The following is a 12630-nucleotide window of genomic DNA, read 5'->3' as shown; positions in this document are numbered from 1 at the left end:
ATAAAATACTATTTATGAAAAAGGCATGAAATAATAAAATTTCATGCCTTTTTCATTGTTAAAATAAGTTAAGCTTGTTAAAATATAACTTTACCTGTAGCGGTAATTAATGATGCTATACGTACGGCATCAAAAATACGCTCCTCGGTGGTGCCTAATTTTATAAGCGAATCCTCATGTGCGTTTACACACATTTCGCAACCGTTAACAGCCGATACAGCTAAGCTGGCCAGTTCAAAAAATTCTTTACCGGTTACCGGTTTCATCATGAGTTGCATACGGATTCGTGCCGGGATCTGGGTGTACTTTTCCTTTTGGGTAAAATGCCTGAAACGGTAAAATACGTTGTTTGATGCCAGCAATGAGGCGCAACCTACAGCTTCGGCAATTTCGGCATCGGTAGCTTCGTTTTCTTTAGCGTATTTGGTAAAGAAGTTGGTAAGCGGAACATTGTTATTGTTTACAGCAGTAGCCAAACCCAGCAAGGCGCATTCTTTATTAGTTAGATGTGCAGAAGTAAGGGTGCTGGTAAAGTTCAGTTTAAGGTCGCGCAGATAGCGTGATTCACCTGTTTCTAAAAGGCTCAGGCTGGCTGTGCGGTAATTTTTATCTAATCCGATACTTTCAAGTATCTCCTGGATCACTTCGGTACTTTCGTTCATTTTTTGGGGTGATTTTCTTATTGTAGAGACGCATAATTGCGTCTCCTGTATGCAAATTAAGGAGGTTAAACACCATGCAATGTGGCTTGTCCTACGGAGACGCAATTATGCGTCTTTATATAAAAAACAACTTTCAGCATTAGGCTTTTAGCCTTCCGCTTTTGGCTTTTCCTTAGCTTAAAAAAGGGTGTAAAAAATCCCCGCACCGAAATACAGTACGGGGACGTTTATCTGTTGTATAATTATACAGTTAAAGTTTCCTGACCTTTTTCCCAGTTGCAAGGGCAAAGTTCGTCAGTTTGTAAACCGTCAAGTACACGTAATACTTCTTTCACGTTACGGCCAACGCTTAAGTCGTTAACTGATACCCAACGGATGATACCTTGTGGGTCGATTATGAAAGTAGCACGGTAAGCAATTTTTTCAGTTGGCTCTAAAATGCCCAGGTCTTCGGCTAATGATTTTGAAGTATCAGCAAGCATAGGGAATTTCAAATCGCGCAGATCGTCGTGATCTCTTCTCCAGGCAGCGTGAACAAATTCAGAGTCGGTAGAAGCACCGATCAAACGGGTTTCGCGGTCGCGGAATTCGACAAAGTTTTTGTTGAATTCAGCAATTTCAGTAGGGCAAACAAAAGTAAAGTCTTTTGGCCACCAGAACATTACAGTCCAAACGTTGTCATCGTTGGTTAAATACTCAGAAGTAAGGGTTTCAAACTCTTTACCTTTTTCAAGGCTTACTACTGCTGTTTTAGAAAATTCGGGGAATTTTTGTCCTATCGTTAACATATTTTGATATTTCTTTTAATGTTTATGCAAATATAAAAATTTTAAACCGCCTCCCGAATACTAATAATTGATGCTATATAGATTTTAACTATATGGTTATTATGTAATATAAGTAATATTTATTGGTCTAATTTTAAGTATTTTGGCTCGTTTCTACTATTTCAAAAAATGCATTATCTTGGTTGTATGAAAACTAAACCTATCCTCATTATTACCGTAACGGTTGTTGTTTTAGCTATAGGCGGATACTTTTTACTAAAAGGAAAGAGCGCTTTATCTCCAAAACAAGAAGATATAACGCAGTTCTTAAAAAGCTTCAATCAACAGTTAATTAAAGGTAACCGCGACTCACTGCTTTCATATTTCCCGGATAAACAAAACAGTGAACCTATCAACCGGCTAATCACGGCTTTGCTCAACAAAACCGAAGATCCCGAAACTTCGTTTAAGCTTGAATTGAATGTTGATCAAAGCACAATCAGCTTTACGAACCCCGAACTTGCGGTTGCAGTTGTGCCGGTAACGTTTAGTGGTGACCACCTCAGCAACAGACTAAGTAGTTTGACGTTCGCTATTGAAAAAGAAGAGAATAACAAATACAAAATTTACCAGGTTGATGGCACCAGCTTCATGACCGATTATATAGCTTATAAAAGCAGTGCCTGGCAAAAAAATTACAGTGATAAAGAGATTTACAGCCCGGTAACTTTAAAGGCTTTCGCCGATGCTAATAACCTAAAGACCAAATACGATAGCATAATCTGGTTTAGCCACATTAAAGATCAAACCTATTTTTATGTGGTAAAAGGTAAATGGGATTTTTCAGAACAATTTCAGCAGGAAAAAGATACCGCTAAAACCTATAAAATGGGTTTAGTAAGTCCTGATTACAAAGAGATAATTCCGGCCGAATACGATCTTGTTTATACCATAGGCGGCACTTTCCCTAACCTTGTTGAAGTAGAAAAAGACCACAAACGCGGCTTCTATGATCTTAGCGGCAAAGTAGTATTACCTGTTGAATATGACCAGATATTCCCTCTGAACGATGCTGAAAACGTCGCAGCTATCAGGAAGGGTGATGATTATTTTTGGCTGAAAAGCGATTATACGGTTTCGGAAAAGGCGGATATTCACGTGAAGGATATTTTCGGTAAACTTAAGCAACCGGCTTCGTTCACTTTAAATCAAAGCCCGGCAGGTGGTATTACCGAGTTTAATTCAAGGGAGCAGCATGGTGCAATTTACATCCCTCCTTCATACCTTGATGATCTGCATTTAATTTCTGGAATTAAGCAGTTTAAAAATCCGTTGCGAAACCATGTTTATTTTGAAGAGTCAAGCAGTCAGTACATTGTAAAAGCCAAAGCTTTGCCTGTAAACAGTTCAGCAACAAGCAGCGATAATTGGATCCAAAGTGCTTATTACTCAATCCGCGATTATTTTATAGGTGGCCGTTCTGAATTTTATGACAGCAATAACATGGTACTTATTGATAACAAGAATAATAAACTGTATGGTTACAGGATCGATACCGATATTAACACCGAAGAGGGGGGCGGCGAATTCAGCGGCCGCTGCAATGAGTTTAACATCAATGTGCTCAGCGATTCGTTACTGGAGGTCAAAGTAACATCTGTTGGAAGTATTGAATTATATAACAACACATACCTAAATGAACTGCCAGTATTTCATCTGTTAAAGATACAAAACGGCAAGGTGGAGGAAACGAGGAACACCAAAAGGGTTTTTGCATTTACTAAATTTCGTAAAATGGACAACCATTTTATTGATGGCTGTTACGTTTGTTATAAGATGATCGATGGCCGATATGAAATGACCAGCAATGGGGCAATTTCACCAGAAGTGCTGCGATACATGAAAAACGAAATCTATGCCGATTATAATTATAAGTTTAAAGACAAACGCTGGACGGAGATGTTCGAACAACAATTTTACGGGCATTATAAATCAGAAAACGTCAGCGTTCAGGATTCGCTTACCGAGATTGATAAGTATAACATCCAGTGGATAGACCAGAAGCTTAAAGGATTGCCGGCAATAAAGCCTAATGTACTTGCAGCTAAATGAGCATTACCGCCCGCATATTAAGATGTTTTGCCTTTTTCTGGGTATTTATACTCTGCGCGGGCACATTTATTCAATACTGGGATTTTAATCATGACTCCTACTTTTTGCACATCAAACAAAAGGCGGTTGAAACCGGGTGGTACCTGCCTGCTTTTTATTGTCATATTATAGGCAGCAGTGTGATCCTGTTAGCCGGTTTTTTCCAGTTTTCAAAAAAAGTATATAATAACAAAGCCCTACACCGGGCATTGGGAAAGCTGTATGTGTTCGGCGTGCTGTTTTTCGCGGCACCGGGCGCTTATATCATGACGCTTTTTATAAACCGGGGTACAGGCGTATTTATATCTTTTTTACTTCAGAATACATTGTGGGTGGCCTTTACCCTGGCGGCGTTTTTATTGGTTAAGAAAGGGCGAATTGATGATCATATTAAAATGATGAACCGGAGTTATGCGCTGGCTTTCGGCGCGGTTACTTTGCGGTTTTATATCTGGCTGTTTACTGTTTTGGGTAACGGCGTAAACTTTCATAATAACTACCTCATCATTGCCTTTTTAAGCTGGGTGCCTAATTTGATTTTGGCTGAGGTTATAAACAGGTATGGGAAAAGCGTGGTTGAGGCAGGGTGATTTTTATTTGTTATCCTGAGCGATAGCGAAGGCTCTTCTTCGATGTGCTTAACGGAAATGCAAAGCTAAAATACAGGGTGAAGAAGATGCTTCACTCCGTTCAGCATGACAATGAATATAAACAAAAACCGTCATTGCGAGTAACCATCAGGGAAGCCCTGAAAAAAAATGAAATGACATGCATTGCGATGAGAAGTAAGATATTTGTCTTGAACATCGGGCAAACTACACACCCCGTATAACCCTTGGGGCCTTTAAGAGCCCGCTTGCGAGTTTGGGACTGTCGCTTTTTGCAAAAAACATTATAGGGAACCACCAGTTCTGACCAACTGGTGGTTTACCGCGCTTTTAAGCTTAGACTTTTTAAAGCGGCAGAGTTTGCCCTGTTTTTTAAAAATATGGGCAAAGCTAAACAAAACAAAAAGAAGAAGGGGGCAGGAACTCCTGCAGGTTCAAAAAAGATGGAACGATTTGGGATTCTTTACCCCAGATCAGCCGGGATCGATGTAGGGAGTATGCTCATGGTCGTATCTTACACTGATTCCAGGGATCAGATCCACCTGAAACAGTTTGACAGTTTTACCTCCAGTCTTAATAAACTGGCCGACTTGCTACAGGGGGAAAAGGTGGAGATCGTAACGATGGAATCAACCGCCAACTATTGGATGCCCCTGCATAGTATCCTTGAGTCCCGGGGCATAAAGGTGGTGATGATCAACCCAAGCCATTATCGGAATGTATCGGCACGAAAAACGGATATTAATGATGCACAGTGGTTGCATAAGCTGCTTACCCATGGTCTTTTACGCGAATCACATATTGCTCCGGCCTGTTACCAGGACCTGCGGCAATATATCCATGAAAGGCAGATCTGCCAGGACCAAAAAAGCGATACACTCAACCGTATCCAAAACACCCTGACCAAAATGAATATCAAGTTCCAGCACCTGATCAGCGATATTGAAGGTGTATGCGGCATGAAGCTTTTGCGGATGATCTGCTCAGGGATCTCAGATCCGGAAAAACTGCTTTGTAGTATCGATCATAAACGGCTGAAAGCAAGTCAGCAGGAATTGCTCCATTCTCTTGAGGGAGACTACCGGGACAGCCAGATCAATACACTTAGGGGCAGCCTAAAGGCATACGACTTTTTTAAAGAGCAGATGCTTTATTACGAACAGCACATCGAACAAACGCTTAAACTATTGGCACCGGAGATAAAAAGCTCAAAGAAACAAGGCATGGTCCGCAAGAATCAATATCATATCAACTTAAAAGATTACCTGGTAGCAATTTTGGGCGTGGACCTGACAGCAGTGGAAGGCTTGGATGAGATCGGCTTGCTAACGATACTGGCAGTAACAGGGCCTGAGATGAGCAAATGGCCTACCGCAGGCCATTTTACAAGTTGGTTAAACCTGTCACCCCGTCCTAAAATAACAGGAGGCAAGCTCGTAGGCTATGAAAAACGGATCACCCACAACCCGGCTACGCAGGCTTTCAGGTTGGCGGCAAACTGCCTGTGGCAAAGCAAGGGGCCGTTAGGGCAGCAATACCGAAAATTAGCTGCAACTAAGGGAAAGGCAAAAGCTATTAAAGCAGTGGCCAGGAAAATAGCCGTGATATTTTATAATATGGTACTTAAACAGGAAGCCTACGATGTCACTAAAGTCCAGCAAGATGTAGAGGTTCAAAAGGCAAGAAAGATCAGCCGTCTGCAAAAAGAAGCGCAAAAACTTGGTCTTACACTCCAAAAAGCAGCTTGATTATGAATCTCTTACAGACACGTCATTATAAGGTACGAAGCAATCGCGAACTATACAGAGCGACTCTGCGCATCGGGGATTGCTTCGTACCTCGCAATGACGGTTATTTATCGCGTCATGCGGGCGCTTAACTCACACTCGTTACCGTTTTCTTCAACTCTGTTTCCAGGTTTTGAAGTTCGGTATTCAATGTGCGGCGATTAGCTGTGCCTTCGTCGTGAATGCGTTTTACCTCGGTAAGGGTTTCAATAAGTGATGAAGTAGTCTTTTTCAGTGTGTCTAACGATACTACCGTTTTCTCATTTTCGCGGGCTACATCAATACTGTTTTGTTTCAGCATTTCAGCATTCTTTTGTAAAATGGTGTTGGTTGTATCTGAAATCTTCTTTTGCATCTCCACATTCTCTTTCTGGCGGTTCAGGGCCACAGCTATGGTGAGCTGGTTTTTCCAAACCGGGATTGTGGTTGATACAATAGACTGTGCTTTTTCGGCAATGGTGGTATTGTTGTTCTGCACCACACGGATCTGTGCCAGCGATTGCATCATGATAAAGCGTACTACCTTTAAATCGGCAAGGCGTTTATCCAAACGGTTCACAAAATCGCGCAGGTCGGCAATTTCATAATCCTGGTAAGCCGTTGGGTTACCGTCCATCACTGCCAGCTTTTCGTTAAGCTCATTATACTTGAGTTGACCAGCAATGATCAGGTCTTCCATTTGTTTAATGTAGGTAACATTGCTGTCAAACATGGTTTGCAGCGAACTGTTATCCTTTAACGAATTAACACGGCCTGCCTTGATCTTATTGGTGATCTTATCAATATTGTTAACCACGGTATCGTATTTCTGGAAAAGCTTTTTGGTATCAACCACCAGCTTTTTCATAAAAGGGATATGTGAAATGAATGACGTAAACGCGTTTTGGTTCAGCTCATCAACATCAATATAATTAAGTTCGGTAAGCAACTCGTTAATCAGCCCGCCTACTTCGCCTGAATTATAGGTACGTACCGAAGTAAGGAAGTTATTGCTATATTTCTCCATGGAGTTTTGTACCTCAACGCCGTAGTTCAGTATCGAGTTAACATCAGCTGGGTTGATGTCCTTACCCATCTCACCGTATTTTTGCAAATCCTGGTTTGGTATAGCGTCAAGGTTTACATTACCTTGTTTATCCACCTTCATAGGCACATTGCCGGTTGGTGCGGCTGCCGCCGGAAGATCCAGATTGGTTGGAGTGATCAGCGGTGGTATATTCAGATTTAGTTCATCATTGTTTGGTGCACTTTCCATAATCTTATTATTAATGATTTAGTAGTACTTAATTAGCTGATCTTAAGCGCCACCCGGCTTAATACTTAAGATCAATGAATTAAACTTTTACAAGTAGGTTGCGGTTACAGTTTTCACTGTTTCTTCCAATTTACGGTCGCGGGTTGGTTCGCCGATGGCATTAAATTTCCATTCGCCGTTCTTTTTGTAAAACACGCCCATCACCATAGATACGTGACCTGAAAAATCTTTGCTGTGCGCAATATCATAAGTAGCGAAGATTTCGTTAACGCGGGTTGGCGTACCTTCATAAATTCGGATAGATGCAAATGGAATGCTGCCGAAATCCTGGCCGCGGAAGCTGTTCAACACAAAGGCTACATAGCTTACGGTTGGGCTAAGCGTAGCAAAATCAACGGTAATCACTTCGTTATCCAGCCCGTCGTTACCTGCCATGTCACCGGTAAGATCATCACCGCTGTGTTTAACCGAGCGATCTTTTGAACGCAGGTTACCAAAGTAGATCACGTCAATTAGCTGTTTGCTGTCGTTATATAAAATGCAGCTGGCGTCAAGGTCAACGGCCTCTTTCGTAGTGCCAAAGCCAAACAGGCCTTTTCTTTCTATCGCGCCCCAGTTTATCCCAACACATACATTTTGCAATTTGCTGCCATTACTTTTTTCGAGGCTGATCCGTTGCCCTTTTTGAAGATTGATAGCCATATGTTTAGTTGTATTTGTTTAAATAATCCTGCAGGCCACCTTTCATGCCTACGCCTACAGCTTCAAATTTCCAGTTATTATCTTTTTTGTAGATGCGGCCAAACTCAACGGCAGTTTCTATCGAAAAATCTTCTTCCAGCTCGTATTTCAAAATATCGGTATTGGTAGCCGAATCAAAAATGCGGACGAAAGAGTTGCGCACCTGCCCGAAATTTTGGCGGCGACTTTCGGCTTCGTGGATAGTCACCACGATGCAGATTTCAGTAGCACGCGGATCGATCTTTGACAAGTCGACAATAATCTGCTCATCGTCACCGTCACCTGCACCGGTCAGGTTATCGCCGGTATGCTCAACAGCACCATCCGGAGACTTTGAGTTATTATAGAAAACGAAAAATTCGTCGGCCAGTATTTTTTTATTATCGCCCATGATGAACACCGAAGCATCCAAATCAAAAGCCGAGCCTGTTGATGAGCTGTTTGTATCCCAACCAAGGCCTATCGTAAATTTAGGGGCACCAATAGTTTCCCTTTGGCCTTTTTGCAAGTTAATTGCCATGCTGAATTAGTTTATTATTGTTTATTAATAGGTTTTGTTTAATAAAGTTTAAGTTAGGTGTATAGGCTTCAATGGTATGATAACCATTACCCAAAGCCATATCATACAGCAAGTTTATGAAATTGCTGTCTTGATCTTGTATAAAGATGCAAAAACTTTCGTGATCGTAATTTAAAATATATTTTACTATGCGGGTGTTGATGCAAAAATTAGTGCCCTTAATGATATCATTTAAATGATAGATGTTTTTAACATGGTGATAATTGAGGTAGTTCTCAATATTGGGGTGTATGTTTTTGTTCACCAGTTCGGCAAAGTACAGCATGTAAATGTCGTTTTGTAAGCCATACTCATGTACCATTTTCATAATCATGCGCTCATGACTGCCAGTGATCTTGATGTCATCTAAAAAAAGCAGGGTTTTGTCTTTAAGAAAATCCTTATCAATATGAAACGAATCGTTACCTATTAAATTAATCCTTTGCTCGGCATCCAGCTCGCCATAATCTTCCTTATAAGTTATGGTACGATGAACCTTGGTTTCCTGTACAACAGGATAACCATGATGAGCCAGCCAGCGGTTAAGCCTGCACACAAAGTGGTTTTTCATAGCGAAGGTAGCCGTAGGGATAAACGAGTATGGGCTCGATATCACTACTAATTGTTTTTTTATGGGCTGCCTGCTTAAATGCTCCGCGATGAAACCATCTGCCAAATCGGTACCGAAATAACGGGATACTTCACCATCGCCAAATTTAAAGCGACTGTAATCATCGGCATCGAAACCAAAATGTGTTGCGCTGTTGATGTGATGTAACGAGTAGGTAGCTTTCATAAACTTAATAAGGTTAAAATGGGTAAGTTGTTTGAATTGATGAGCAAGCTATTGAGGCCTGCATCATTAGCCCCTGCTATATCTGCTGCCGGGTTATCGCCTATATGTATGATATCTGTCAGGCTTATCTGCTTTGGTTTGTTACAATCTTTAACTTTTTGCACCATCAGGTTAAACAGTTCCCGGTTAGGTTTCGACATCCCTTCTTCGTCCGAATAGATCTGAAAGTTAAAGAACGTATCCAACCCCAATTTAACCATTACCTTGCGGAGCGTTTGTCCTTTTATAAAGCCTGTATTACTTAAAATACTCAATGAGCAATCACCTTTTTGTTTTAGATGCTGTAACACCTCAATTGTTACAGGTGAGTAAAGCACCGGCAGATAGTAAAACAGCAGGGTTTCCATGTCGGCATACAGCTTATCTATATTAACATCGGCAAGCGGATACTGGTTATCATTAATTGCGCTGATCACCATCAGGTACATTTCATCGGCATCAATGTTTTTACCAGTACGTTCGTTCACGGCATTGCACATGAGGTCAACCTGCCTGAAAGCGCTTGCCACATCGTCAATGCTTTTACCGCCGGGATTAAAATCCCGGTGAAAGATCTTAGTGCGTTCTATCTTAAAGTATGGGTTTGACTTGATCAGCGTGAGCCACAGATCAAATGAATAGTGCTGGTACATTTATGTTTAGGTAGAATTAAACTTAACTAAAATGTCATTGCGAGCGTAGCGTGGCAATCGCTTGCTATACAGAGCGGCTATGCTTACGTGCAATTGCTTCGTTGTCCCTCCTCGCAATGACATGTTTTTATATTAATAGTTTCGAAGCAATTCCGAAAGGCTATCAGTACTATGCGGATCACCTATGGCACGGAATTTCCAGGTGCCGTCTTTGCGGTATACTTCCGCAAAGGTCATCGAACACATACCGTTATAGGTTGAATCGCCGGAGAGACTGAATTTAGCGATCTCTTTACCATGGCTGTCAACCGCGCGGATGAAAGCATTCTCCACCATGCCAAAGTGTTGATTGTTTTTACGCCCCTGATAAATGGCTACCAGGAAAAGAATGCGGTCATATTTCGGATCGAGCGAATCAAGCTTTACGATGATCTGCTCGTCATCGCCCTCACCGGCCCCGGTGCGGTTATCGCCGGTAAGCCAGATGTGTCCCGAAGGATGGCGCATCGAGTTAAAGTAAATCACATCTCCCTCGAACATATTGATGGTACGCCCATTAGCGGTTTGTTTGGCATAGCCGCGATTAGCCACTTTGCCGTTTTTATCTAATAAAAATGCTATTGCATCCAAATCATACTCGGCTTCTTCGGCACCGCCGAACAGCTTGTCTAAAAAGCCGCCACCATTACTTTTCCTAACGTCCCAGCCTAAACCTATAGTCACCGACGACAGGTCGAAACTTTCGCCTTTATCATTTTTACGCAGGTCAATTGTTTGACCTTTTACCAAATTTATAGCCATTGCCTTATTTGATTATTTGCCCTTTGAAATATTTACTTAAAAAGAAAGCCAGGTCTTCTTTATAACCCACGCCCGATGCTTCAAATTTCCATGCGCCACCGCGTTTGTATAACCTGCCAAACTCGATTGCTGTTTCGATAGAAAAATCCTCGCCCAATTCATATTTGCAAACCTCAGCACCTGTCTGGTTATCTAAGATACGAATGTATGAGTCACGCACCTGGCCAAAGTTCTGACGGCGCGCCTGTGCTTCGTGAATAGTTACCACAAACAGGATCTCCTGGACGCGGGCATCTACCTTAGTGAGGTCAACAGTGATCGATTCATCATCGCCGCCATCGCTGTTACCGCCTGTTGGGTCATCGCCGGTATGATGTACAGATTGCTCGGGCGAGTCGACATTATTATAGAATACAAAAAATTCATCCTGGGGTACTAGTCGGTTAACATCGATCATGATAGCCGATACGTCAAGATCGAAGTCATAACCTGTGCCTTCGTTTGGGTTCCAGCCCAAGCCAACTGTCATTTTTGAAAGGCCGATATCAATTTTCTGCCCTTTTTGTAAGTTAATAGCCATTTTAGTATGTGTTATTTTTAGGTAAAACCTGTGTAGCCTATTGGGTTTGCGCGGCGCTGCAGGTATTGAGCCGGAGACAAACCGGCATTTAAACGCTTAATCTAAGGTAGATGTTTTATTGAGGTGATATTGTAAAATTGTCTACACAAAAATAAGACGATGACAGGGGGCGGTTGTTACAGAAGAGGGGAGATAATTTAGTTGCGTAATACGCAATTATTTAACAATGGTTGTTGCATTTGTTTTAGCTCATTCGTAATAGTACGTTGTAGTCCCCCAGTCGCTTTTTTATGTAACACGATTAATACACTTGCTTTAGCGTATTAAGGGAAAGACACTTGGTAATTAAGTGAAAGTCATGTAAATTCCGTTTTTATAAAAACCTAAATGTTAAAAAAATCACTCCTGGCCTTAGTTATCACCTGGGGCACAACGGCAAACGGTCACGTTTCTGCACAAACGGGCGCCGATAGCACGGGTTTAGGCCTCGTAATTGCTAATTATCACACTACTATAGGTCAACAATCACACCTATATAATGGGCCCGAATATGAGTTTTATGATCCCATAATAAAAGGTAATGCATATGTTTTTGACAATAAGTTATTTACGGCTGGAGATGTAAAATACGGGACCGCGGTTTATCGCGATGTCCCGATGTTATATGATCTGAATAAAGATTTGGTGGTTATACTGCTTTATAACCACTTTACCAAAATTTCATTACTAAGCGAGCGTGTGCCGGAGTTTTGGCTGCTTAACCATCATTTTATACGCATTACTACCGATTCGACAGGCCAGGCCCGCCCTGCTACCGGTTTTTATGATCAATTATACCAGGGAAAAAAGATCGGGATCATTGTAAAAAGGGCCAAGAGCATCCAAACCAACACGGGAAATAATACCATCGAATCTTTTTTTAGCGAAACAAGCGACTATTATGTTAAAAAAGGGGGTAACTATTTCAGTTTTAGCGGAAAGGGCGGACTGTTAGATATTTTTAAGGATAAAAAGAAGGAGTTGCGGCAATATATAAAAGCAAATCATATTGACTTTCGCGAAAATCAGGAACAGGCTATAGTGGATGTAACTACTTATTATGATCATTTAACAAATTAATGTGGTGTGCCTATTATTTAATAACAAGGCAAAAAATGATATAGCATTAAATGTGTAAGGCAGGAAATAAAATAACCGGATGAAAAAAATTTACTTTTTAAGTTTCTGTTTT

General features: G+C 41.3%; 13 protein-coding genes. 4 read left to right on the top strand and 9 right to left on the bottom strand.

From position 1 onward, the window contains the following. Positions 1 to 77 precede the first annotated feature (77 nt). Entirely contained in the window at positions 78 to 662 is a 585-nt protein-coding gene (locus J3L18_RS22185) for a carboxymuconolactone decarboxylase family protein (RefSeq protein ID WP_129567812.1), read from the bottom strand. A 242-nt stretch (positions 663 to 904) separates the two neighbouring features. After that, positions 905 to 1450 (bottom strand): peroxiredoxin, encoded by a 546-nt coding sequence (locus tag J3L18_RS22180; protein ID WP_129567811.1) that lies wholly within the window; start codon positions 1448 to 1450, stop codon positions 905 to 907. A 186-nt stretch (positions 1451 to 1636) separates the two neighbouring features. Between J3L18_RS22180 and J3L18_RS22175 the strand changes: the two genes are divergently transcribed. The 3 genes from J3L18_RS22175 (at position 1637) to J3L18_RS22165 (ending at position 5936) form a co-directional block, all read left to right on the top strand. Next, positions 1637 to 3541, top strand: a complete 1905-nt coding sequence (locus J3L18_RS22175) for a YARHG domain-containing protein (RefSeq protein WP_189549037.1) — start codon at positions 1637 to 1639, stop codon at positions 3539 to 3541. After that, a complete protein-coding gene (locus J3L18_RS22170) occupies positions 3538 to 4170 on the top strand; it encodes a DUF2306 domain-containing protein (protein WP_129567809.1) in 633 nt (210 codons plus the stop codon). Before J3L18_RS22175 ends, J3L18_RS22170 begins: the two co-directional genes overlap by 4 nt. A 398-nt stretch (positions 4171 to 4568) precedes the next feature. Beyond that, positions 4569 to 5936, top strand: a complete 1368-nt coding sequence (locus tag J3L18_RS22165; RefSeq protein WP_223266314.1) for an IS110 family RNA-guided transposase — start codon at positions 4569 to 4571, stop codon at positions 5934 to 5936. A 127-nt stretch (positions 5937 to 6063) separates the two neighbouring features. Here the strand turns inward: J3L18_RS22165 and J3L18_RS22160 are convergent, their stop codons facing one another. From J3L18_RS22160 to J3L18_RS22130, 7 genes are all read right to left on the bottom strand, one after another. Beyond that, positions 6064 to 7230 carry a toxic anion resistance protein gene (locus J3L18_RS22160; protein ID WP_129567808.1) on the bottom strand — a complete coding sequence of 389 codons (1167 nt, stop codon included), beginning with the start codon at positions 7228 to 7230 and terminating at the stop codon, positions 6064 to 6066. Positions 7231 to 7317: 87 nt separating this feature from the next. After that, entirely contained in the window at positions 7318 to 7932 is a 615-nt protein-coding gene (locus J3L18_RS22155; RefSeq protein WP_129567807.1) for a TerD family protein, read from the bottom strand. Between the two features lie 4 nt (positions 7933 to 7936). Continuing rightward, positions 7937 to 8491, bottom strand: a complete 555-nt coding sequence (locus tag J3L18_RS22150) for a TerD family protein (RefSeq protein ID WP_091172923.1) — start codon at positions 8489 to 8491, stop codon at positions 7937 to 7939. Next, positions 8481 to 9326 carry a phosphoribosyltransferase family protein gene (locus J3L18_RS22145; RefSeq protein ID WP_129567806.1) on the bottom strand — a complete coding sequence of 282 codons (846 nt, stop codon included), beginning with the start codon at positions 9324 to 9326 and terminating at the stop codon, positions 8481 to 8483. Before J3L18_RS22145 ends, J3L18_RS22150 begins: the two co-directional genes overlap by 11 nt. After that, positions 9323 to 10018 carry an HAD family hydrolase gene (locus J3L18_RS22140; protein ID WP_129567805.1) on the bottom strand — a complete coding sequence of 232 codons (696 nt, stop codon included), beginning with the start codon at positions 10016 to 10018 and terminating at the stop codon, positions 9323 to 9325. Before J3L18_RS22140 ends, J3L18_RS22145 begins: the two co-directional genes overlap by 4 nt. A 132-nt stretch (positions 10019 to 10150) precedes the next feature. After that, positions 10151 to 10819, bottom strand: a complete 669-nt coding sequence (locus J3L18_RS22135; protein ID WP_129567804.1) for a TerD family protein — start codon at positions 10817 to 10819, stop codon at positions 10151 to 10153. A 4-nt stretch (positions 10820 to 10823) separates the two neighbouring features. After that, positions 10824 to 11399 carry a TerD family protein gene (locus J3L18_RS22130; protein WP_129567803.1) on the bottom strand — a complete coding sequence of 192 codons (576 nt, stop codon included), beginning with the start codon at positions 11397 to 11399 and terminating at the stop codon, positions 10824 to 10826. A gap of 387 nt (positions 11400 to 11786) precedes the next feature. On the opposite strand from J3L18_RS22130, the gene J3L18_RS22125 reads away from it, so the two are divergent. Continuing rightward, complete coding sequence (locus J3L18_RS22125) at positions 11787 to 12518, top strand: hypothetical protein (protein ID WP_129567802.1); 732 nt, start codon at positions 11787 to 11789, stop codon at positions 12516 to 12518. Positions 12519 to 12630: the final 112 nt, after the last annotated feature.

The organism is Mucilaginibacter gossypii (assembly GCF_017569325.2).
GTDB classification, from domain to species: Bacteria; Bacteroidota; Bacteroidia; order Sphingobacteriales; family Sphingobacteriaceae; genus Mucilaginibacter; species Mucilaginibacter gossypii.
Note: the sequence above shows the minus strand (reverse complement) of the source record. Positions and strands in the feature narration are given on the sequence as shown.

Excerpts from the sequence above, each read along its gene's own strand:
- J3L18_RS22185 (WP_129567812.1), bottom strand. The coding sequence starts at position 662 with ATGAACGAAAGTACCGAAGTGATCCAGGAGATACTTGAAAGTATCGGA.
- J3L18_RS22180 (WP_129567811.1), bottom strand. The coding sequence starts at position 1,450 with ATGTTAACGATAGGACAAAAATTCCCCGAATTTTCTAAAACAGCAGTA.
- J3L18_RS22175 (WP_189549037.1), top strand. The coding sequence starts at position 1,637 with ATGAAAACTAAACCTATCCTCATTATTACCGTAACGGTTGTTGTTTTA.
- J3L18_RS22170 (WP_129567809.1), top strand. The coding sequence starts at position 3,538 with ATGAGCATTACCGCCCGCATATTAAGATGTTTTGCCTTTTTCTGGGTA.
- J3L18_RS22165 (WP_223266314.1), top strand. The coding sequence starts at position 4,569 with ATGGGCAAAGCTAAACAAAACAAAAAGAAGAAGGGGGCAGGAACTCCT.
- J3L18_RS22160 (WP_129567808.1), bottom strand. The coding sequence starts at position 7,230 with ATGGAAAGTGCACCAAACAATGATGAACTAAATCTGAATATACCACCG.
- J3L18_RS22155 (WP_129567807.1), bottom strand. The coding sequence starts at position 7,932 with ATGGCTATCAATCTTCAAAAAGGGCAACGGATCAGCCTCGAAAAAAGT.
- J3L18_RS22150 (WP_091172923.1), bottom strand. The coding sequence starts at position 8,491 with ATGGCAATTAACTTGCAAAAAGGCCAAAGGGAAACTATTGGTGCCCCT.
- J3L18_RS22145 (WP_129567806.1), bottom strand. The coding sequence starts at position 9,326 with ATGAAAGCTACCTACTCGTTACATCACATCAACAGCGCAACACATTTT.
- J3L18_RS22140 (WP_129567805.1), bottom strand. The coding sequence starts at position 10,018 with ATGTACCAGCACTATTCATTTGATCTGTGGCTCACGCTGATCAAGTCA.
- J3L18_RS22135 (WP_129567804.1), bottom strand. The coding sequence starts at position 10,819 with ATGGCTATAAATTTGGTAAAAGGTCAAACAATTGACCTGCGTAAAAAT.
- J3L18_RS22130 (WP_129567803.1), bottom strand. The coding sequence starts at position 11,399 with ATGGCTATTAACTTACAAAAAGGGCAGAAAATTGATATCGGCCTTTCA.
- J3L18_RS22125 (WP_129567802.1), top strand. The coding sequence starts at position 11,787 with ATGTTAAAAAAATCACTCCTGGCCTTAGTTATCACCTGGGGCACAACG.